The organism is Hymenobacter tenuis, assembly GCF_054780495.1.
On sequence record NZ_BAAGWF010000004.1, the window covers coordinates 942751 to 963976 of the forward strand.

The 21226-nt window shown below is 55.2% G+C and carries 16 protein-coding genes; 9 read left to right on the forward strand and 7 right to left on the reverse strand.

What is annotated here, in order from left to right:
• Window positions 1-126: 126 nt before the first annotated feature.
• A complete protein-coding gene (locus ACYVGU_RS17675) occupies window positions 127-2022 on the reverse strand; it encodes a BamA/TamA family outer membrane protein (protein ID WP_460623127.1) in 1896 nt (631 codons plus the stop codon).
• 213 nt (window positions 2023-2235) lie between these two features.
• Between ACYVGU_RS17675 and ACYVGU_RS17680 the strand changes: the two genes are divergently transcribed.
• The 5 genes from ACYVGU_RS17680 to rfbD all read left to right on the forward strand — a co-directional run bounded on the left by ACYVGU_RS17680 (window position 2236) and on the right by rfbD (window position 6634).
• Window positions 2236-3501, forward strand: a complete 1266-nt coding sequence (locus tag ACYVGU_RS17680) for a putative DNA modification/repair radical SAM protein (RefSeq protein ID WP_460623128.1) — start codon at window positions 2236-2238, stop codon at window positions 3499-3501.
• A 100-nt stretch (window positions 3502-3601) separates the two neighbouring features.
• Window positions 3602-3787 (forward strand): hypothetical protein, encoded by a 186-nt coding sequence (locus ACYVGU_RS17685; RefSeq protein ID WP_460623129.1) that lies wholly within the window; start codon window positions 3602-3604, stop codon window positions 3785-3787.
• A gap of 51 nt (window positions 3788-3838) precedes the next feature.
• Entirely contained in the window at window positions 3839-4720 is an 882-nt protein-coding gene (locus ACYVGU_RS17690) for an alpha/beta fold hydrolase (protein WP_460623130.1), read from the forward strand.
• Between the two features lie 11 nt (window positions 4721-4731).
• On the forward strand, window positions 4732-5664 hold the full coding sequence (locus ACYVGU_RS17695) for a TIGR03915 family putative DNA repair protein (protein WP_460623131.1): 933 nt from the start codon (window positions 4732-4734) through the stop codon (window positions 5662-5664).
• Window positions 5665-5776: 112 nt separating this feature from the next.
• On the forward strand, window positions 5777-6634 hold the full coding sequence (gene rfbD / locus ACYVGU_RS17700; protein ID WP_460623132.1) for an SDR family oxidoreductase: 858 nt from the start codon (window positions 5777-5779) through the stop codon (window positions 6632-6634).
• A gap of 794 nt (window positions 6635-7428) precedes the next feature.
• Here the strand turns inward: rfbD and ACYVGU_RS17705 are convergent.
• Together ACYVGU_RS17705 and ACYVGU_RS17710 are read right to left on the reverse strand one after the other, a co-directional pair.
• Window positions 7429-8667, reverse strand: a complete 1239-nt coding sequence (locus ACYVGU_RS17705; RefSeq protein WP_460623133.1) for an MFS transporter — start codon at window positions 8665-8667, stop codon at window positions 7429-7431.
• Between the two features lie 181 nt (window positions 8668-8848).
• Entirely contained in the window at window positions 8849-9772 is a 924-nt protein-coding gene (locus ACYVGU_RS17710) for a helix-turn-helix transcriptional regulator (RefSeq protein WP_460623134.1), read from the reverse strand.
• A gap of 273 nt (window positions 9773-10045) precedes the next feature.
• Here ACYVGU_RS17710 and ACYVGU_RS17715 point away from each other — a divergent pair, with 273 nt between their 5' ends.
• From ACYVGU_RS17715 to ACYVGU_RS17725, 3 genes are all read left to right on the forward strand, one after another.
• Window positions 10046-11572 carry an aldehyde dehydrogenase family protein gene (locus tag ACYVGU_RS17715; RefSeq protein WP_460623135.1) on the forward strand — a complete coding sequence of 509 codons (1527 nt, stop codon included), beginning with the start codon at window positions 10046-10048 and terminating at the stop codon, window positions 11570-11572.
• Between the two features lie 193 nt (window positions 11573-11765).
• Entirely contained in the window at window positions 11766-14591 is a 2826-nt protein-coding gene (locus tag ACYVGU_RS17720) for an aminopeptidase P N-terminal domain-containing protein (RefSeq protein WP_460623136.1), read from the forward strand.
• Window positions 14592-14829: 238 nt separating this feature from the next.
• On the forward strand, window positions 14830-15243 hold the full coding sequence (locus ACYVGU_RS17725; protein WP_460623138.1) for a DUF779 domain-containing protein: 414 nt from the start codon (window positions 14830-14832) through the stop codon (window positions 15241-15243).
• A gap of 98 nt (window positions 15244-15341) precedes the next feature.
• On the opposite strand, the gene ACYVGU_RS17730 is transcribed toward ACYVGU_RS17725, so the two are convergent.
• Window positions 15342-15806: a YybH family protein gene (locus ACYVGU_RS17730; RefSeq protein ID WP_460623139.1), complete on the reverse strand. Its 465-nt coding sequence runs from the start codon at window positions 15804-15806 to the stop codon at window positions 15342-15344.
• A 97-nt stretch (window positions 15807-15903) separates the two neighbouring features.
• Entirely contained in the window at window positions 15904-16428 is a 525-nt protein-coding gene (locus tag ACYVGU_RS17735) for a glycine zipper 2TM domain-containing protein (protein WP_460613956.1), read from the reverse strand.
• A 199-nt stretch (window positions 16429-16627) separates the two neighbouring features.
• Between ACYVGU_RS17735 and ACYVGU_RS17740 the strand changes: the two genes are divergently transcribed.
• A complete protein-coding gene (locus ACYVGU_RS17740; protein WP_460623140.1) occupies window positions 16628-16933 on the forward strand; it encodes a hypothetical protein in 306 nt (101 codons plus the stop codon).
• Here the strand turns inward: ACYVGU_RS17740 and ACYVGU_RS17745 are convergent.
• Both ACYVGU_RS17745 and ACYVGU_RS17750 read right to left on the reverse strand, forming a co-directional pair.
• Window positions 16930-17850, reverse strand: coding sequence for an alpha/beta hydrolase (locus tag ACYVGU_RS17745; RefSeq protein ID WP_460623141.1), 921 nt, complete (start codon window positions 17848-17850; stop codon window positions 16930-16932). The two genes, ACYVGU_RS17740 and ACYVGU_RS17745, sit on opposite strands and share 4 nt — an antisense overlap.
• Before the next feature lie 99 nt (window positions 17851-17949).
• Window positions 17950-21177: an efflux RND transporter permease subunit gene (locus tag ACYVGU_RS17750; protein WP_460623142.1), complete on the reverse strand. Its 3228-nt coding sequence runs from the start codon at window positions 21175-21177 to the stop codon at window positions 17950-17952.
• Window positions 21178-21226: the final 49 nt, after the last annotated feature.

Here is a 21226-nt window from a genome sequence, read left to right on the forward strand (position 1 = left end):
CACATGGTTGGTAGGCAAAGGTACGTGCCGGGCAAGTTGCAGGGTTATTCTCGGCGCAAACTCTCAGGTACTAGCCCTTCCTGGCTTCTAAAGATGTGCGGTTTGATCAGCGAGACGAGCTAGTGCTTACTGATAGACCAGCACGCTGGGCTGGGCAAAGCTAAAGTCGCTGAAGTCGTAGTAGGGCCGGGAGTTTTCGAAAATACGGATGCCGTTGGGCGCGCTCATGCCGCGGGGGTAAAAGCCAAACGAAATCTGAAAGGTGCGCAGGGCCGCGTATTCGTTGCGGAAACGCAAGCCCAGCCCAAAACCCGTGTACGGCGCCTCAAAGAAGGGGAGTGGCCGATTAGGAGTGCGTGCGTTCAGCCAAGCCACATCGGCAAAGGCAATGCCGGCCATCCGAAAGCCCAGAAAGGAAACCGGGGTGAACAGGGTGGCTTCGTAGTTGAAGGTTACGCGGCTGGTGCCGGCTAGCAGCCCGTCGGGCCGGAATCCGCGCAGGCCTCGCTCGCCGGCAATGCTCAGAAGTTGCTCGCCGGGCCGGCGGTTAAGCCCGATGCTGCTGCGCTGCCAGAAAAAATGGCGCCACTGGTAGTTGCCCGTGTGGTACAACCGCGTGAAGTACAGCACCTCGCCGGCAATCAGGCCCTGTTGCCAGTCGTTGCCACGGTTCCGCACAAAGGTGCCCACTTCGCCGTTCAGATACAGGTAGCCCCGCTGCGGATGGTAGCCAGCATACGCCAACCGGAAGCTATAGTAGCGGCGGTTACGGGCCTCATTAAACTCATAGCCGCTGGTAAGGCTCACCAGCGTGCCGGTCGGGATGTCCTCGGTGCGGCCAAAGCCAAACAGATACTTGTCTTTATAGTAGCGCCGCACACTGTAGCCGAAAGTGCCCAGCAGCAGGTTGGCCGTCAGGTCTTCGGGGTAGGCCTTCTGCTCATATGAGGTCCGGATAACGCGGCCCGAAACGATAAAGCGGCCCGGGTTTTCGTAGCCCAGGTCGTAGCTTTTCATGCGCAGGGCCCGGCCGGCCCACACATCCATAATGTTGAAGCGCTGTGGGGTGAATACAAACGGCTTTTCCTCCGTGCCTTCCCCATCGGTGGTGATGATGCGGTTGAAGTAGCTGTAGTTTACGGCGCCGGCGTAGCGTGTATTAATGGAAAAGAAGTCGCGGGCGAAGCCGAGGCTGGCTTCCTCGTTGCGCGTGCCGTTGAGGTAGCGCGCTTGCCCGTACACGAAGTTGCGAAACGGAACCAGGTAGCTGCCCTCGTAGCGCCAGGGCTTGGTGCCGGGCCCATCGTCGCTGCGGCCGTACTCGTAGCGGTTCCGGAACTGGTGGCCCAGCCCTAGGAAGTTCACGTCGCGCACGCCAATAACGCCGGCTCCCACATCCCGAAGCTGAAACGTGCCACTGAGGCTAAATACATCCTTGGTTATTACCTGCACATCCACGCTGTCGGCGGTGCTGGTGCGTTCATTCACGAACACGCGGGCATCCAGCAACTCGCTGGTTTGGCGCAGCAAACGTTCTGATTCGGCCAGATCCTGCGGCTCCAGCTCTTCGCCTTCCCGAAACAGCAGCACCTGCCGCACCCGCGCCTTGGAGGTTTTGATGTGGAATGTATTGCCGGTTTTCTCCAGAATGTTGCGCGGAATCCGGGTGGAGTCTGAGATGCTGAAGCCGAAAGCATCCAGCGTCCGGATATCAATCTTGCGGATTACTTTGTAGTTGTGTCGGTCGAATTGCCTATCGAGCAGCGTAACATCTAGGCCAATGCGGTCTTCGCTGCGCTCAGTAAAGTTGAATAGCGCCGAAACGGCCTTACCGGCAATGGTTTTGCGCTTGGCATAGGCCTTCAAGCCATTCAGCATCCGCTCTTGGTCAAAGCGCCGGCGCAGCGAGTCCGGAGCAGTTTTGGAGACGCGGGTGGTATCGGGTGGGGTAGTTTGGGACCGGGCGGGTACAGCAAGGCCGAACCCTAGCATCACTACCCCAAGCCACACTACATACTTCATATTTCAGGCAAAACCAGCCTTGGCAAGATACAGCGCAAATGCATTTCGCGCCGGTTTAAGTTGGGCTTGTGCCTAGTAAACTAGGCTCCAGGCTTTACTAACGATACTTCAGATAAAAGTCGGTGTTAAGGGAACAATTCCAAAAAAATTAGCCTTTCAATCTATTGCGTATTTACGCATAAGCTTCTATTTTTAAGCCCAGATACGGCCCCGATGAACGAGCGAATCCAGGAAAAGCTAAATATATTGGCAGATGCCGCGAAGTACGATGTTTCGTGCTCCAGCAGCGGTGGTAAGCGTAAAAATGAAAACCGTGGCTTGGGCAACGCCGAGGGCATGGGCATCTGCCATAGCTATACTGAGGATGGCCGTTGCGTGAGCCTTCTGAAGATCTTGCTCACCAATCATTGCATCTTCGACTGTGCCTATTGCGTGTCGCGCCGCTCCAACGATGTAAAGCGCGCCGCATTCACCGTGGATGAAGTAGTGGACCTGACCATGAACTTCTACCGCCGGAACTACATCGAAGGGCTGTTTTTGAGCTCTGGTATCTTCTCCTCGCCCGACTACACGATGGAGCGTTTGGTGCGCATCATCAAGAAGCTGCGCACCGAGCACAAGTTCAATGGTTACATCCATGTGAAAGCCATTCCGGGTGCTTCGGAGGAGCTAATTCAGGAAGCCGGCCTGTATGCCGATCGCCTGAGCGTGAACATTGAGCTGCCCTCTGAAATGAGCTTGCAAAACCTCGCGCCGGAAAAGAACTACGAGGAAATCCTGACGCCGATGGCTCAGATTCGGGACGGCATTCAGCAGAATAAAGAGGAGAAGGCGCTGTTCAAGAAAGTGCCGCAGTTTGCCACAGCCGGCCAGAGCACACAGCTTATTGTGGGCGCCTCCGCCGAAAACGACCTGCAGATTATCAGCCTCACTGACTCGCTCTATAAAGGCTATGGCTTAAAGCGCGTGTACTACTCCGGCTATATTCCGGTAACCGACGACGCCCGCCTGCCGCAGGTAACGCAGCCACCGCTTATTCGGGAGCACCGCCTCTACCAGACGGACTGGCTGATGCGTTTTTACGGGTTTGAGGCCGACGAAATTCTGGACCCCGCGCACCCATTCCTCGATCTGGAAATTGACCCTAAGCTAGCCTGGGCGCTGCGCAACCGCCATGCCTTCCCGGTTGATGTGGACACCGCTGACTACGAGATGATACTGCGCATTCCGGGCGTGGGAGCACGCTCAGCTAAGCGTATTGTGGCTGCCCGCCGTTTCTCGCCCATCACGCTCGACCACCTGCACAAGTTTGGGGTAGTGCTCAAGCGCGCTAAATTCTTCCTTACCTGCCGCGGCCAAGCTCTAGAAAAGCGCGACTATGATGAGCAGACCATCCGGCGCCAGATCCTGTTTGGGGCTGGCTCGGTACGGTCGGCGCTGGTTACGCAGCAGCTCGATTTGTTTGCCCAGGCATCCTGAGTTGTTGTTAAGGTGGTTGGTTTTTAGTGCGTTGACAGAAGTGCTTACCTGATTTTTTGCCCAAACTGCTTAAACACCCCATCTATAACTTCTCCCTGACATGACTATTTCACATCGCGCCCCTGCCGACGCGTCGGCTGCTGCCAACTCTTCGAAACCCGTGAAAGTGGCCCGGATGGCGTGCTGCTGCAAGCTCTCGGAGTTGCTGCCCATTGTGCAGCAACTGCACCGCGAAGCCGCCACCACAAGAGTTGCCCGTGCCACTTCACGCTCCGAGGCAGCCTAGTACAAGGGCTTCGCTGCAACCTCAGCGCGCCTAGCGGGGTAGTAGTGCTCTATGGCCTACGAACTTGATTTCCAACACGTCCAAACCAACGGCATTACGCTGCATGTGGCGCAATGTGGGCCCTCGGATGGTCCGTTGGTGTTGCTGTTGCACGGCTTTCCGGAGTTTTGGTACGGCTGGCGGCACCAGATAGAAGTACTGGCAGCAGCCGGGTTTCGAGTGTGGGCTCCTGATCAGCGGGGCTATAATTTCAGCGACAAGCCCACGCGCATTGCCGACTATCAGATGAGCAAGCTGGGGGCCGACATTCTCGGTTTGATGGACGCGGCCGGCCACCAGAAGGCGGCCGTTGTTGGCCACGACTGGGGCGCGGCCGTAACCTGGTGGCTGGCCGCTAACCACCCTGAGCGGCTAACCCGTGCCGTGGTGCTGAATGTACCACATCCGGCAGTACTAGGCCAGGCGTTGCGTCGAACCCCGCGGCAGCTACTGAAAAGCTGGTACATCTTCTTTTTTCAGTTGCCATGGCTTCCGGAAAAGATGTTCCGCCGACGCCAGTACCGTTTTGGGCGGGGCGCGTTGCGCGGCACTAGTCGAAAAGGCACCTTCACTACCGCCGATTTGCAGCATTATGTGCAGGCCTGGAGCCAGCCCGGCGCACTTACCGGCATGATTAACTGGTACCGAGCCGCCGTGCGCACGCCCCGTAAAACAGGGCAAGTAGGGAAAATTACGCTGCCGCTACGCATTCTGTGGGGCCGTAAAGATGCCTTTTTGGAGCCGGAGCTGGCTCAGCAGAGCCTGGAGTACTGCACCCAAGCCGAGCTTACGTACTTTGATGAAGCCACGCATTGGCTGCATCAGGAAGAGCCCGAACGCGTAAATCAACTATTGCTGGAGTTTCTAGGTCCGGCCTCCATCACAACTTCCTGAAAAGCCACACTATGAGTCGTTCCTTAGGCCCCCTTACCCGCCAAGGGGTTGCTTTACCCGGGAAGGGTAGTGCGATTCAGCCCCGCGTGGCAGCACCTGCCCTTACGAACCCTCCTCTGGACTATGCCTACGATGGCTCGTTCGAGGGCTTGCTGTCGGTGCTATTTCAGGTGTATACCCGTAAGGCCGCGCCGAACAGCATTCAACCTTTGGGAGCTGTGCAAGGAGGCTTGTTCGCCCAGCCCGTGCAGATTGATACCGACGAAGCTGCGGCGGCCCGCGTGTGGGAAGGGCTGCTGCGCTACATGGATGCTGAGGCGCGCACCCGCTTGTTCCACACCTTTCTGAGTGAACAGCCAGATCGGGAGCTATTGATTTTCCGCTACGCTGACCTGGCCATGCGCGCCGGCCGCGACATTTCGGAGAACTTCGCCGATGACAATGTGCGCCGCGTGGCCAGCATTGCCCAGCAGATGTACCGCGAAAAGCATCGCATGGAAGCATTCGTCCGTTTCGAGAAAACCTCCGACGGCCTGTTCCATGCTACCATCGACCCAGATTTCGATGTGCTGCCGCTCATTGCCCCGCACTTTACCAAGCGCTACGCCGACCAGCGCTGGCTTATATTTGACCAGCGCCGCCGGTATGGCCTCTACTACGACCTAGTGCGCACCGACATTGTGCAGTTTGAAACCAGCGCTCCGCAGCGCAATACGTCTATTTCTGCTACCGTGCTCGATGAGCGGGAGCCGCTGTTTAAGCTGCTGTGGCAATCGTACTTCGACCACGTGAACATTCCGGAGCGCAAAAACATGAAGCTGCACCGCCGCCACATGCCGCTGCGTTACTGGCGCTACCTCAGCGAAAAACAACCGCGCGAACAGCGTTTTGAACCCATCAAGAACAAGCGGCCGGTGCAGGAAGGTGGCCCGAAGCTGGATTGAAAAAGCTAATTTGCAGCGTTCTGGCTTCGTATATGGCAAGCTAGATGTATAGCACTACTAGGTAGCCCAAGCCCACGAACCGGCTTTTGGGCCTCACAACGCAGCATATTTCATGGGTAACGTACTTGTATTTGGAGCCTCCGGGCAATTGGGCCAGTGCCTGCAACACGTTTCGAAAGAGCGTAACCTGACCAACTTGGTTTTTCTGCCCGAAGCGCAGGCCAACATACTCAACGTAGAGGCGCTGCAAGCTGTTTTTGCGGAATACAAGCCGACCTATATCATTAATTGCGCCGCCTATACGGCCGTGGATAAAGCCGAGGATGAGGTAGAAATTGCCCGTAAGGTAAACCGCGACGGTGCTGCCAATTTAGCCCGGTTGTGCAGCGAGCATGGCACCATACTCATCCATATTTCCACCGATTTTGTATTTGCGGGAACCGGCAACACGCCGCTTGTGGAAACCGACGAAGCCGAACCTATCAGCGTGTATGGCCTCACGAAACTGGAAGGCGAGCAGGTAATTCCGGAGCACACCAGCCAGTATTTCATCCTACGCACTAGCTGGCTCTACTCGGAGTACGCGGGCAACTTCGTGAAGACTATGCTCAAATATGGCCGCGAGCGGGAAGAAATGAAAGTGATTTGGGACCAGGTGGGCACGCCTACCTATGCCATCGACCTGGCCGGCTGCATCCTAACCATTATCGAAACTGATAGCCAAGAGTACGGCATCTACCACTACAGCAACGAAGGCATCACGTCTTGGTACGACTTCGCGGTAGCCATCTTCGAGCTAGGCAATGTGTCGGTACGCACCCTGCCCATTCGCACCGCCGAGTACCCCACCAAAGCCACCCGTCCGGCTTACTCCGTGATGGATAAAAGCAAAGCTAAAACCCAGCTAGGCGTGGCCATTCCGTACTGGCGCGACAGTCTGAAAGTGTGTATCGGGCGGTTGGAGGAATAAGCAGACCTAGTAAACCGGATTCTATTCAAGCTACAATTGTGCATCTGCTGCGAAGCAGGTGGGCAGTTGTAGCTTGGTTATTTATAGGCATTACTTAACATAGTATTTACTTCTAAGACGACTCTATCTCTTCTTCTTTTATTACACTATATCAGGATGCTGAAATGGTTCGTTCTGCTCCTCCTAGCGGTTTCTTGTACGGAGAAGCCACCCGTCCAGTATACTGCTATCCTGGATAATGGGATTGTGCGAGAGAATCTGATGGCATACATCCAGCGCAATCCCATTGATTCAACGAAACTGTATTACCTAGAAGTGACTCAGCAGGGCGACAGCACGGAAGTGGAAATGACTTCCCTAATAGATCTGGAATCCATGCAGTACCTACAGCCCTGTGACCTGATGCAGCTCGGTGATCATCTCGTGTTAGTGGTCGCCAGTGCCTGTGCTCGACTCCCGCCCTTGGACCTACCGGCGCTTGCCAAGCAGCATGGGCTACCACGTAGTGTAAATAGGGTAACGCTGCATATCGAACCGAATGGCGATACTGTCGAATTTCATAAGGCAGTTTTGTACTGTCCACCTACGCTTAAGATTAAGCTGCATCACGACCAAGTGGTACGAGTCCTATAGCATTATTCAAGGCATACTGAGATGACCTACTTCAAATTCCTGCTTTCTTGGAAAAGTTGCTTGACGTAATGTTTGTTATAACGCCAGTCTTCAAGAATTAACACTTTGAGTTCACGTGTAGGGTAGTACTTCATCAGTGCTTTTATCACCCAGCAAAGCCGCTAGAGCTCTACTTTACTACCCTCAGTTCGGCCGTAAAACCGATTTACTAAGTACGCAGCGACGACAAACCCCAAGCCCACGCCGCACACGCCCAGCCACTGAAAGTGAGTCCAGGCGATACCGCCTAGGAAGGAACCTAAGGAGGCACCGATAAAGCAGGTAGTCATGTACACGGTGTTGAGGCGGCTGCGGGCTTCGGGGCGTAGCGAGAAGATGCGGGTCTGGTTGGAAATGTGTGTCATCTGCTGGCCCACGTCCAGAATCACTACCCCCACAATGAGCCCCAACAGGTAGTAGCCGCCAAACGCCAGTAGCACATAGGCCCCCAGAAACATCACAATACCCAGGTTCAGGGCGTAGTCAGCGCCTTTGTGGTCAGCCGATTTACCGGCGAAGGAAGCCGCAAAAGCTCCACTAGCCCCAATCAGCCCGAAAAGCCCCGCTACTTCACTGCCATAGTGATACGCGTCGCTTTCCAGGAAAAATACTAGCGTAGTCCAGAAGGCACTGAAACCGGCAAACATGCAGGCACCCACCAACGCTGAGCGGCGGAGCACGGGCAGTTCGCGCGTGAGCGTACCAAGTGACTTCAGCAACCCAGCGTAGCTGCCCACAAAGTGCGGCTGATTGCGGGGCAGCATGCGGGCCAGAATGCCAGTGAGCAGCACCATGATGGCCGCGCCTACCCAAAACATAGTGCGCCACCCAAACTGTGCGCCCACGTACCCACTGATGGTGCGGGAAAGCAAAATCCCGATCAGCAAACCGCTCATTACCTTGCCTACTACGCGGCCACGCTGCTCGTCGCTGGCCAACGAAGCGGCCATGGGAATCAGCAATTGCGGCACCGAGGAGAAGATACCAATGAGCAGACTAGCCCCGGCCAGCAGCGCAAACGAAGGCGCAAAGGCGGCTCCGGCCATACACACGGCCGCGCACAACAGCATCATTAGAATTAGACTTTTCCGTTCGCGCTTGTCGCCTAGGGGTACCACGAACAGCAAGCCTAGCGTGTAGCCAATTTGGGTGATAGTAGCCACTAAGCTCACGCGGCTTTCCCTCAGGCCGAAACTGCGCCCGATTTCGGCTAGCAGCGGCTGGTTGTAATAAATATTGGCCACCACCAGGCCGCAGGTAATGGCCATCAGCCACACCAGGGCCGGCGCCAAGGGTAGGGGAGGAGTAGGACGAGCGTCCTCTATCACGGGCTGAACATCAGCCGCTACTGCTTCGGTCATGAGGCGAAATAAGGGGCTGCGACAGGACAGCCAGTTGGTTAGGCCTCAGGTAACCGTGTTTTGAGGGAGAAGGTTGTGGTACCTACTGCAAAGGTGTAGTGGTTTGCGCCCAAACGGACCCTAGGAACATCATCCCCGCCGCACTCAACAGGATGAATGAAAGATGCAGATATGCCGCAGCTTAGCCCGCTACGTACTGCTTTTTGTAGAGCCCCGGCGTAATGCCTTCGTACTGCTTGAAGAGCTTTTGAAAGTAGGCCGTATTGTTGAACCCAGCTCGGAAGCACACATCGGCCACAGTAGTAACCGGATTGCGCAGCAGGCGTTTGGCCTCCGCTAGCCGCTCCTGAATGATGTACTCCACGGGCGTAAGGCCCAGCTCGCGCTTAAATACCCGGAAGAAGGTAGCCTTGCTCATGCAGGCTAGCTCACTGAGCTTCTCTACCGTAATCTGCTCCGTGAGGTGCTGCTTGATGTACTGCACCACCGCGGCAAAGCGGTGCGAGGCCGCGTGCAGGTTGTAGTTGTGGAAAAGCAGCTGGCGGGCCTGCGTTTGCATCAGGCGCACGAGCATTTCCTGAATAGTGAAGTTGGCCAGCACATCCTTTACCCGGCCCGTGTCGCGGGAAAGCTGCACGAGGCGCTCCAGCGTGCTGGTAAGCTCGGGCGTATTCTGGAAGTGAGCATAGGTATTCGTGTCTAGGTGCCAGGGTAGTTGGACTTCGGCGCGGGGGTAGTCTTCGTTCAGCAAATCCACGGTATGGCGGATGGTATCGGTCGGGATGGCCACGGCCAGGCACTGGGTGGGGTGGGCTTCATCCGCCTCCGGGAAATCAATTACCATCGTCTCGTTCTCACCCACAATCACCGATTCGCCGGGCAGGTACTCGAAAGCCGGGCGGTTAGACAGGTGCATTACCTTTTTGCCCCGCAGCATGGTAGTCAGCACCACGTGGCCCATACTCAGGGGCACCTGATGCGCCTGGCGGTGGGTTTCGAACACGTTCAGCTCAAACCCTTCCAAGGAGTACACGGTGCGGTTTTCTACCAGCGTAGTAAGCTGCTCAGTGGGGCGCAGGGCAATAGGAGCGGGCAAATGCGACATAAGGCGGAACGAGTTAGAAAAAACGCTAGGCAAAGAAGAAGCCCGAAGTACCTAATGAAAATACAAAAGCTAAGGCGGCGGCCATACAACTGGCTCTCAAGTAAGCCCATCTGCTAGCAAAACCCATACGTGCGAAAACAGGTTTACTGTTGAGGTGAGTGAGTGGTTACAACTTGCGACGATAGGCCGCTTTTGTGAGAGAATAATACAGCTATTTCGCCGCAATAGAAAGCTAGCTTGGGGTATCTGAATTCCACCAAAATCTCACCTCGAATGGAAACCCTTGAAAAACCCACCACACTCGTTGATCGGCCCAAATTCAAATCCCATTACGATAACTTCATTGGCGGCAAATGGGTGGCTCCGGTAAAAGGCCAGTACTTCGATAACCCGTCGCCTATTGATGGCAAAGCTTTCACCAAAGTTGCGCGCAGCACCAAAGAAGATATTGAGCTAGCTCTTGATGCAGCTCACGAGGCATTTAAATCGTGGAGCAAGGCCTCGGCCGCCACGCGCAGTAATGTGCTCCTCAAAATTGCCGACATCATGGAGGCCAATCTGGCCCATTTGGCAGCCGTAGAAACCGTAGAGAACGGCAAAGCCATCCGGGAAACCATGGCCGCCGACCTGCCCCTGTGTATCGACCACTTCCGGTACTTTGCAGGCGTAATTCGGGCCGAGGAAGGATCCGCTACGGAGTTAAATGAAACTACCTTGTCGCTCGTAATTCAGGAGCCGCTAGGAGTAGTGGGCCAAATTATCCCCTGGAACTTCCCGCTCTTGATGGCCACCTGGAAGCTGGCACCCGCGCTGGCCGCTGGTTGCTGCGTGGTGATGAAGCCCGCCGAGCAAACGCCCGCCAGTATTATGGTGCTCATGGAGCTGCTTCAGGACGTAATACCCGCCGGTGTGGTGAACGTGGTGAACGGCTTTGGGCTGGAAGCCGGCAAGCCGCTGGCCAGCAACAAGCGTGTGCAGAAAGTATCGTTCACGGGCGAAACCACTACGGGCCGCCTCATCTTGCAATACGCCGCCGAAAATATCATTCCCGTGACCATGGAGCTGGGCGGCAAGTCGCCGAACATCTTCTGCAAATCGGTGATGGACCACGACGACGATTTCCTGGATAAGTGCCTGGAAGGAGCCGCCATGTTTGCCCTCAATCAGGGCGAAATCTGCACCTGCCCATCGCGCCTACTTATTCACGAGGACATCTACGATGAGTTTATGCCGCGCCTGATTGAGCGCGTGAAGGCCATCAAGCTGGGTCACCCCCTGGATATGGAAACCATGATGGGCGCCCAAGCCAGCAACGACCAGTATGAGAAAATCCTGAGCTACCTGGAAATTGGCAAAGCCGAAGGAGCAGAGGTGCTAACCGGCGGCGAGGCGCACGCCCACGACCACGAGGACCTCACCGAAGGCTACTACATCAAGCCCACCATCTTCCGGGGACACAACAAAATGCGGATTTTCCAGGAGGAAATCTTTGGCCCAGTGCTGTCCGTGACGACCTTCAAAAACAACGAGGAAGCCATTGAAATGGCCAACGACACGCTGTATGGCCTGGGTGCCGGCCTCTGGAGCCGCGACGCGCACGAGCTGTACCAAATGCCCCGCGCTATTCAGGCCGGCCGCGTGTGGGTGAACTGCTACCACGATTATCCTGCTGGTGCACCCTTCGGTGGCTACAAAGCTTCCGGTTTTGGCCGCGAAAACCACAAGATGATGCTTTCGCACTACCGCCAGACCAAGAACATGCTGATTTCCTACAGCCAGCAGAAACTCGGTTTCTTCTAGGTCAGTGCCAATGAGCCGTAAGTGCAACTGAAAAGTAGTCGGCCCCTGTAAATACAGCTTCCTGTCGCGTTATTGCAACGTGGCAGGGAGCTGTTTGCGTTGCCAGATCCAGGACCTTTCTAGGCCAGGTTTGCTGCATTCCGCCGGAATCGGCAGTAGATTTGGCCGTAGTATTAGGTATTACTTTCTGCCGATGTCCTTTACAGCTGTAGCTACCCATAATCGTCAGCGCTTCGTCGATGCATTACTTCCCGGCTCCCTGGCGCTTATTACGGCTCCCGAAATGCCGGCACTTCACACTGAAAGCCTAACCCGGTTTCGGATAGTTTCGGATAGTTATTGGCTGACAGGCCTGGTGGCTCCGCAGAGCAGTCTTCTGCTTTTTCCTGATCATCCTGAGGAGGCTTTGCGCGAGGTCCTGTTTATGCAAAAACCAGAAAAGCAGGATGCGGGGCCGGGCCTTACGCCCGAAGAAGTTGTCGCTTGCACCGGCATTGCTACCGTGCGCTGGCATACTGAGCTGGAAAGCGTCTTCGGTGAGCTGGCACCTCTAGCGAAGCATATTTATCTGAACATTCAGGAAGGTGTTCGGCCAGAAAACGCCGATATGGTGCAGCACGGCCCCTTTGTGTGGTGGTGCCTACGCACGTTCCCGCTGCATAGCTACCAGCGGGCCACCCCCGTGCTGGCGCAGTTGCGCCAACTGCAGAGCCCGGCGGAACTGGCGCTGCTGCGTACGGCCGCCCATTTCTCGGAGGCTGGGTTTCAGCGGATACTGGCCTACCTGTATCCTGGCGTAACTGCACGGCAGATTCAGGCTGAGCTCCTGCATGAATACCTGCAGCACGATGGCGCCGACTGGACCGGCGAAACCCGTCTGGTAGCGGCCGGAGCCGATGGCCCCCTCCGGTACCGGACTGCCCATGAGAAAAGCCAGCCCGGCGACCTAGTGCAGCTAATTACTGCGGCCTCTTATCAGCAGTATTACGCGGCCTTTACCCGCACACTGCCCATTAGCGGGCAGTTTACACCACGTCAGCAGGACGTATACGCCGCCGTGCTGCACGTTTACCAAAGCCTGCGCCTGTATATCCGCGCCGGCCAGACCCCGCACGAAATACAGGCCTACAGCAACGGTCTGCTTATCCAGGAGCTACTGACCTTGGGGCTATTTACCCTGCAGGAGCTAGACCAAGAGGGCGATGCCAGCTATTTGCAGCAGTATAGCCTCTTTCATTTGGTACCGGCTATGGAAACCGAAAGCGGTGATGCCCACAACCGGTACTCCGGACTGCCTGCCGGAGCCGTTATGCGCTGTGAGCTCGGGATTCGTGTGCCGGCCGAAAGCCTGGACCTACGCATCGGCAGCACATTGGTAATTGGCGAGGGCCCGGTTGAGGATTTGACTGCTGTCATTCCAGTGGAGCCCGAGGAGTGGGAGGCGCTGCTGAGTGGCCTAGAACAGCCTTCAGGCGAAGCAGTGGGCGCGTCTTCGGACGCTTCTATGGGGGCAGTTGCCGCAACCGTGCCAACCAACCCGCCTAGGCCAGCAACCAAAAGGGTAGCCCATAGGCCTCGAGCAAAGTTCTGGCAATATGCGCATTGGCTGCTGCTGCTGCCGTTGCTGCTGGATTTGGGGTATTCTTATGTGCAGCACCTGAACCTTCCGCACGATGGGGATATGGTATTCCTTCTAACACCTCGCTTAGGGTATCAGAAGGTATTAGATAATCCGTTGGCCTTACCGGTTTTACTGAAAGGGGAACGTTATGCTAATCCTAACCGGTATTTCGCGCACCAGGCCATGTTTACCTACATGCGCAATATGCCGCTCCTGCTGCAAAGCGGAGTAAATGCTATTTATAGTGTGTACATGGCCACCGCTATTGCCAAGCTTTTTTTTCAGGCACTTCTTCTTGTTTTACTGGCCTACTATGCTAGCGAGAGAATAGGGGCTAAAAGCAAATATTTCTTGATTGCTGCGCTCCTGGTTACTCCGTTTTTTCAAACAGCCGGCTACCATGCACAAATAGGAATTATTGACCGCTCAATAACATACACCTTCTTCTATGCTTTTCCTTTAGGAATATTCCTGCTTTACTTTCTGCCGATATACCGACAGTTATTCTCAAGGGATAAAAAGCCTATAACCAAAACATGGCATATACTATTGCCTTGCCTTGCTATTGTTCTGGCATTAAATGGGCCGCTGATACCGGCGGTAGCAGGCTTAATGAGCGCAGGCGTAGTTATATATTGTATACGGCATTATTTAAAATCAAGGCCTTATATCACGCTGGGGCAGCAGATACAGCTGGCCTACGGCGCCTTGCCCAAAGGAGTATTCTTTCAGCTGGTTTTCCTGGCGTTATGTTGTGCGTATTCTCTGTATATCGGTACGTTTAATGCCGAAAACGTAGATACGTTTACGCTAAGTGAGCTATATAGTAAGCTGTTTGATGGATTGTGGTATGAGTTAGGGCAGCAGGCCGGGTTTCCTGTGCTGCTGTTATCGGTACTTATTAATTTAAGTATTCTCAACCGCTTGCCAAAGGATGAAGGGCAGCAAAAAATGATAACGGCTATTAAGTGGTTGCTGGTGCTGTCGGTTATTTATATTGCCCTGCTTCCGTTTGGTGGTTACCGTGCTTACCGAGAATTTCTCATTCGGCGAGACACCATAATGCCCGTAACCTTGGCGCTGGTATATTTATTTAGCACCTCCGCGTTGTACCTGCTCTTCAATAAAAGGTATAATTACCGCGGTGTGTATTTATTAGGGGTAATAGGTATAATTGCTTTTTACTCCCTCAACGATTTATCTAATTTGAGAGAGGATAACCGCGAAGTAGCCGCGCAGCGCATTATTGCCAGTTCGCCAGATAAAATCGTGCATTTGGAGGATGATTGCCCTATAATGAACTGGGGCACTATCACCGATTACAATCATTCGGTGGAGCAAGCCAAAATGATGAAGTTCTGGAATATAACGAAAGAGGAAAAGCTCTTCTATCATTAAACAAACGCCAGCAGCATACCTCCCCGATAGCCGAGAAAAAATAAGTTAATTTCCTGAATGTGTTTAACTTGCTTATGTTCCATAGATGGCTGACCGGAGCCAGATGAGCGGTAAGAGGGCCGGGTAGTGCCGTTGCCGTTTAGGGAGTGGCCTAGGCCAGAGAGTCGCTTCGCGCAGCCATCGACAACCGCTCAAAGTAGTGGCCTAGGCCACCTTGCTCACATTATGTTGCCCACTTATGTCTTCTGAACTAACCCCCCGCGTCCTGATAACGTCTGCTGCTGAAGCAACTATTGATGTGCTCCGCGACGAGCACGGCCCGCTTATGTTCCACCAAAGTGGCGGCTGCTGCGACGGCTCTTCGCCCATGTGCTTTCAGGCGGGTGAGTTCCGGGTAGGAGCCAGCGACGTGTGGCTAGGGCAGATTCACGGGTGTCATTTCTTTATGAGCGCCTCGCAGTTTGAGTATTGGAAGCACACACAGCTCACCGTAGATGTCACGAAAGGACGGGGGGCGAGCTTTTCGCTGGAAATCCCCCTAGGCGTTCGGTTTCTGATTCGGTCGCGCTTGTTTACGGAAGAAGAATCGGAGAACATGAGCCCGGTATATGATGGCGAAGAGTATCTGCAGTATACCAGTGTTGCGCCGTAGCAAGCAGCCGGATTCTACGCATAAGCCAAAAAAGCCCCGACAAGTAGTTGTCGGGGCTTTTGATTGTAGAAGGGGCTAGGGAGCCTAAGGCCGCGGAATTAGTTTTTAACTTTTACCGGCAGGCCTTCAAGCTGCACGTAGCTGAGCTTCCAAGAGTTGTTTTTCTGTTTTTTCCAGAGCAGAATGAAGTTGCCTTCGCCTTCGCCGTGGGGCTGGCCAGGCGCCTCGGGCAGCACATCCGTTGAGAAAGTGCCGGCCTCGTAGGCTATGTTTTCGCCGGTGCCGTTGCTGGTGGCGTAGGTTTTCAGGTCTGAGATGGTACCCATGGTGGAGCGTACCCACTTGTCAGCTACCTCTGATTTGCCATTAAACCGCGACTCGCCTTGGGCATACTGCACGTCGTCGGCCAGCAGCGTGTCGAGGGCAGCAGTGTTTTTAGCATTCCAGGCACCAATAAACTGCTGGTTGAGGCTTTGCACATTTACGGCTTCGGCATCGGTTTTGGGGCCAGAGCAAGAGGCCAGCAGGGCGCCTCCGAGCAGGAGGCCAAGAAAGGATTTCATGGAAACAAGGTTTTGGTAAGAGAGCAGAACGAGTTGTAAAGTAACACAAAGCCCAGGTACTATGACCTGGGCTTTGTGCAAATCTAGAAAGGACGTATTACCAGCTCTTACGACGCACTTCCGAAGAAGGATAAGCGGCATCACGCTGGCCAAACGAAGGGTTCGGCAGGTAGGCTGAGTTCATGGCGAAGGCAGCAGGAGCAGCGCCGGGAGCGCCAAAGCTGTTCATCATAGCGGGAGCAGCAGGAGCAGCGGCGGCGGCAGCCAAAGCAGCTTGGTTGTTGGCGCGGGCTTTCGCCTCACCACGAGCAATACCTGAGCGGTAAGCGGCAGCACGGTTCGCCTCGGCGCGGCGGGCAGCCGCTACCCGAGCCGCTTCGGCGCGGCGCTTGTTATCAGCGGTTCGGCCGATGGAGTAACCTAGGCCAGCCCCCGCAGCGCCACCCACGGCACCACCTACTACGCGGTTTTTCTTATTGATAAGAGCACCAGCGGCAGCACCACCGAGGCCACCAATCACGGCACCTTTAGCGCTGGAGCTAATCTTACGATCTTGAGCAAAGCTATTGGCAAATGAAGCAAAGAACATTACCAGGGCGAGAAGCAAACTTACCTTTTTCATGTTGAAAGAAGTTTAGTGATTAGCGAGCCGGTAATCAGCGGCTCTGAGAAGTGTTTTACAAGCACCATGCCAATACGGGCAGATCTGGCCTCAGGTTTACCTCAACAGTAGAGCTAGTCAGGCCGTAAAGCCACACGTTGCCCTAGGGTCGAAATCAGCCTTAAACGGCTTTACGCGCGTGTTTTGCGTACAGCAAGCTATGAAAGAAAAATTATTATTCCGGGTTGATAAAATTTTTCCGTTACCCGGTTTAGGCCTGCTCTTGTTGCCCCAGATTACGGCTCCTGAGCTACATCAACTTGACTTGTACACGGCCTTGAAGCTCCACTTGCACTACCCCTCCGGGCACACCCAAACTGTAATAGCGAGTGTAGAAGAAATTACGCGGGATGAAGCTGGTGTCATCCGGGGCCTGCTGCTCACGCAGGAAAGCTCATTGCAGGTACCACTAGGCACGGAAGTATGGTGGGCAGGCACCATTGCTGAGTGGGATGAACTAGTTTAACGCAGCCAGCCGCCGGCATCAAGCCAATTGTGCAGCCGGTCGGTCCAGTTGTCTTTGGTGGTGGGGTTGTTCATTCCGAAGCCGTGGCCGCCTTTAGGATACAAGTGCATTTCTACGGATACCTTGTGCTGTAAGCATGCCTGATAAAATACCAAGCTGTTTTGCACAGGCACCACCGTATCGTCGGCCGCATGCATCAGAAAAGTGGGGGGCGTTTGCGCTGAAACCTGCCGCTCAGCAGAATAGTGTAGTATCTGGGCAGCGGTGGGAGCGGCTCCCAGCAGCGCCGTACGTGAGCCCGCGTGCGTTAGGGAGTCGGCGAAACTGATAACCGGATACAGCAGCACCAGAAAATCGGGCCGTACAGAGGTCTGGTCCTTCGGGTCGCCGACGGGCTTAGTGAAGAGCGTGCCAGCGGTTGCTGCTAGGTGCCCGCCCGCTGAAAACCCCATCAAACCTATGTGCGCCGGCTTAATACCAAACTCAGTAGCCCGCTGCCGCACCACCCGGATAGCCTGTTGAGCATCGAGCAGCGGCGCAAGGGCCTTATCGGTTTGGCTTTCATTGCTGGGCAACCGATACTTGAGCACAAACGCCGTAATGCCCATTTCAGTGAGCCGCTTGGCTACATCATACCCTTCGTGGTCCATGGCCAGCAGGCCGTAGCCGCCACCCGGGCAGATAATGACCGCCGTACCGTTGGCTTTTTCCTTCGGTGCCCGATATACCGTGAGCGTAGGCAGCACCACCTTGGATATGCGGATTTTGCCGTTCTCGTTGTCTACCTTTTCCTGCACCTTACTAGGTCTGGAATTGGGCGCAACCCCGGCGTACAACGGAATTACGGAGGTAGTTTGGGCCAAAGCATTCATTGCCACAATCAAACAAAAAAGGGTGAGCAGTAGAGGTTTGCGCATGGTGGGAGGGTAGTGGAAATCAGCATACTCTAAACAAAACAGACCGTCATGCTACGGTAACGGCAGCATGACGGTCTATGGGTTCAGAAATCTCGTTTCTTACGCCGGGCTAGGAGCCGGATGCGTGCCTTCGCCAGCAGGTTTATCGGGGGTGGGGCCGCCGTGCTCTTCATCGGGCTGGTAGTTGGCTTCCAGCTCCGCCAGCTTTTCTTTGCCATAGGCAAAGCGCGTGATAAGCACGTACAGCACGGGCACGATGAAGATAGCCAGCACGGTTGCCGAAATCATACCCCCTAGTACCGTCCAGCCAATGGTCTGGCGGCTTTGGGCACCGGCGCCGGAGGCAAATACCAGCGGCAACACGCCCAAAATAAAGGCCAACGACGTCATGATAATGGGGCGCAAACGCAGGCGCACCGCCTCCAGCGTGGCTTCTACCAGCGGCATGCCCTTATCAACCCGTTCCTTCGCGAATTCGATAATAAGAATGGCGTTTTTGGCCGACAAACCAATCAGGGTAATCAGGCCAATCTGGGCATAGACGTTGTTGGTGAGCTTGGGTAGGAATGTGAGGGCCAGAATAGCACCAAATGCACCCAGCGGTACGGCCAGCAGCACCGAGAAGGGCACTGACCAGCTTTCATACAGCGCCGCCAAAAACAGAAACACAAACGCCAACGACAGCCCAAAAATGTACACCGTCTGGCCACCCGCCAGAAGTTCTTCCCGCGTCAGGCCCGAAAACTCGAAGCCGTAGCCAGCCGGGAGGTTTTGCGCGGCCGTTTCCTGCAAGGCCTTGATGGCGTCGCCGGAAGAGTAGCCCGGCGCCGCATTGCCGTTGATTTCGGCCGAACGGAACAGGTTGTAATGCGAAATCAGGGGGGCGCTTTCCGAGCGTTGGTAGCTCGTAACCGTGCTTAAGGGCACCATGCCGCCCGTAGAGTTGCGCACGTAATACTGCCCCAAGTTGCTGATGTCGCCGCGGTACATGGAGTCGGCCTGCGTTACTACGCGGAAGTTGCGGCCGTACACCGTAAAGTCGTTCACGTACGACGAGCCCAGGTAGGTACGCAGCGCCGTACCAATGTCAGCAATAGATACGCCGAGCTTTTTGGCTTTCTCTCTATCAATAGTAAGCTGATAGCCGGGCGTGTTAGCGGTGAAGAACGAGAAGGGGGCCGCAATTTCGGGCCGCTTGCGCAACGCGCCCAGAAAGTTTTGCAGGTTGGCGTCGAAGTTCTTGATGTCGCCGCCGGCCTCGCGCTCCTGGAACACAAAGCTAAAGCCTCCGGAGTTACCCAGGCCCGGAATAGCCGGCGGAGAAATTACCACAATGTTTGCTTCGCGCAGTCGGCTCAGGCGTTGCTGCACAGTAGCAATTAGGCTTTGCAGCTGTAGTTCCTTTTCCTTGCGGTCGTCCCAGGGCTCCAGCTGACAGAACACGGTGCCGCTGTTCGACTTAGACGAGAAGTTTACCACGTTCAACCCGCCTAGGCCCGCGTAGTGCTTGATGCCTTTAATCTGGCCTAGCTCTTTCATCACCTCTTTCAGGGTGCTTACCGTACGCTCCGTCGACGACGCCTCGGGCAGGGTAAACGTCACGAACAGGCGGCCCTCATCCTCGGTGGGTATAAACCCAGAAGCCTTATTCTTAAACAACAGCCCCGTGCCTGCCACAATGCACACCAGAAGTATAACTACCAGACGGGAGTGCTTAATACCGCTCTGTACGCCGCGGCCATACTTGCTCGTCACCTTATCAAACCAGGTGTTGAACTTGTAAAACAGGCGGTCGAGGCCCGTGGAGTTTTCGTCCCGCTTGTGGGGCTTGAGCAGCAGTACGCACAACGCGGGCGTAAGCGAAAGTGCTACGAAGGCCGAGATAATCACGGAAATGGCGATGGTAATAGCGAACTGCTGATACAAACGGCCCGTGATGCCCGGAATAAAGCCTACCGGCACGAACACCGCAGCCAGAATAAGCGCAATAGCAATTACCGGAGCCGAGATTTCGCGCATAGCGGCCAGCGTGGCTTCCAAGGGGCTCAGGCCTCGCTCGTTCATGTTGTGCTCCACAGCTTCCACTACCACAATGGCGTCATCCACCACAATACCAATGGCCAGCACAAAGCCAAACATAGTGAGGGTGTTGATAGTGAAGCCCAACGGGATAAACATGATGAAGGTGCCGATAATAGACACCGGAATGGCCAGCACCGGAATAAGGGTGGAGCGCCAGCTTTGCAGAAACAGGTACACCACAATGGTTACCAGCACCAGGGCTTCAATTAGGGTGTGCAGTACCTCATTGATAGAGACCTTTACGACTGTAGCCGACTCGAAAGGGACTATGTAGTCAAGGTCAGTAGGAAACTGCTTTTTTAGCTGATTCATGGTGGTCAGCACGTTCTCGTAGGTTTCCAAGGCGTTGGCGCCGGGAGCCTGATACACGAGCAGGTAAGCGGCGCGTTTGCCATCCACGAAGGAGTTGCTGGCATAGTTAAACTTGCCTAGCTCCAAGCGGGCTACGTCTTTCAGATAGACCACTGCCCCGTCCTCTGGGCGCGTCCGGACGATGATGTTGCCGAACTCTTCGGTATTTACCAAGCGGCCCTTCACAAATACAATGTACTCGAACGTCTGGCCGGTTTGGGCCGGCGGGGCACCAATGGAGCCGGCCGCAATCTGGGCGTTCTGCTCCTGGATAGCGGCCGTTACTTCCTGAGCTGTTACGCCCAGCTGGGCTAGTTTATCGGGCTTAAGCCAGACGCGCATCGAGAAGTCATCGGCGCGGCTCACAATGTCGCCTACCCCTTTGGTACGGAGCAAAGCGTCCTTTACAAATACGTTGGCGTAGTTATCCAGGAAGGTGGTGTTGTGCGAGCCTTTGGGTGCGTACATGGCCACCAGCATCAGAATACTAGGGTTCCGTTTGCGCACAACCAAGCCCAGGCGCTGTACTTCCTGAGGCAGCGTGGGCTGGGCAATGCCCACCCGGTTCTGCACATCCAGCGCGGCAATGTTGATGTCGGTGCCTACTTCAAAGTTCACCGTCATGCTCATCTGCCCATTGCTGGTGCTATTGCTCTGCAGATAAGTCATGCCGGGGGTGCCGTTTACTTGCACTTCCACAGGGGTAGCCACGGTTTGCTCCACCGTTTGGGCATCGGCGCCGGTATAGGTGCCGCTCACCGATACGGTAGGCGGCGTAATCTCCGGATACTGGCCTACGGGCAAGTTCAGGATAGCCAGCAGTCCCACCATCACAATCACCAGGGAGGTGACAATGGCCGTGACGGGGCGCCGGATAAAGGTTTCTGCAATCATAACGGGGCGTTTACTAGGCTACTGCTAGAACTATGCTCCCCTCCTCAGC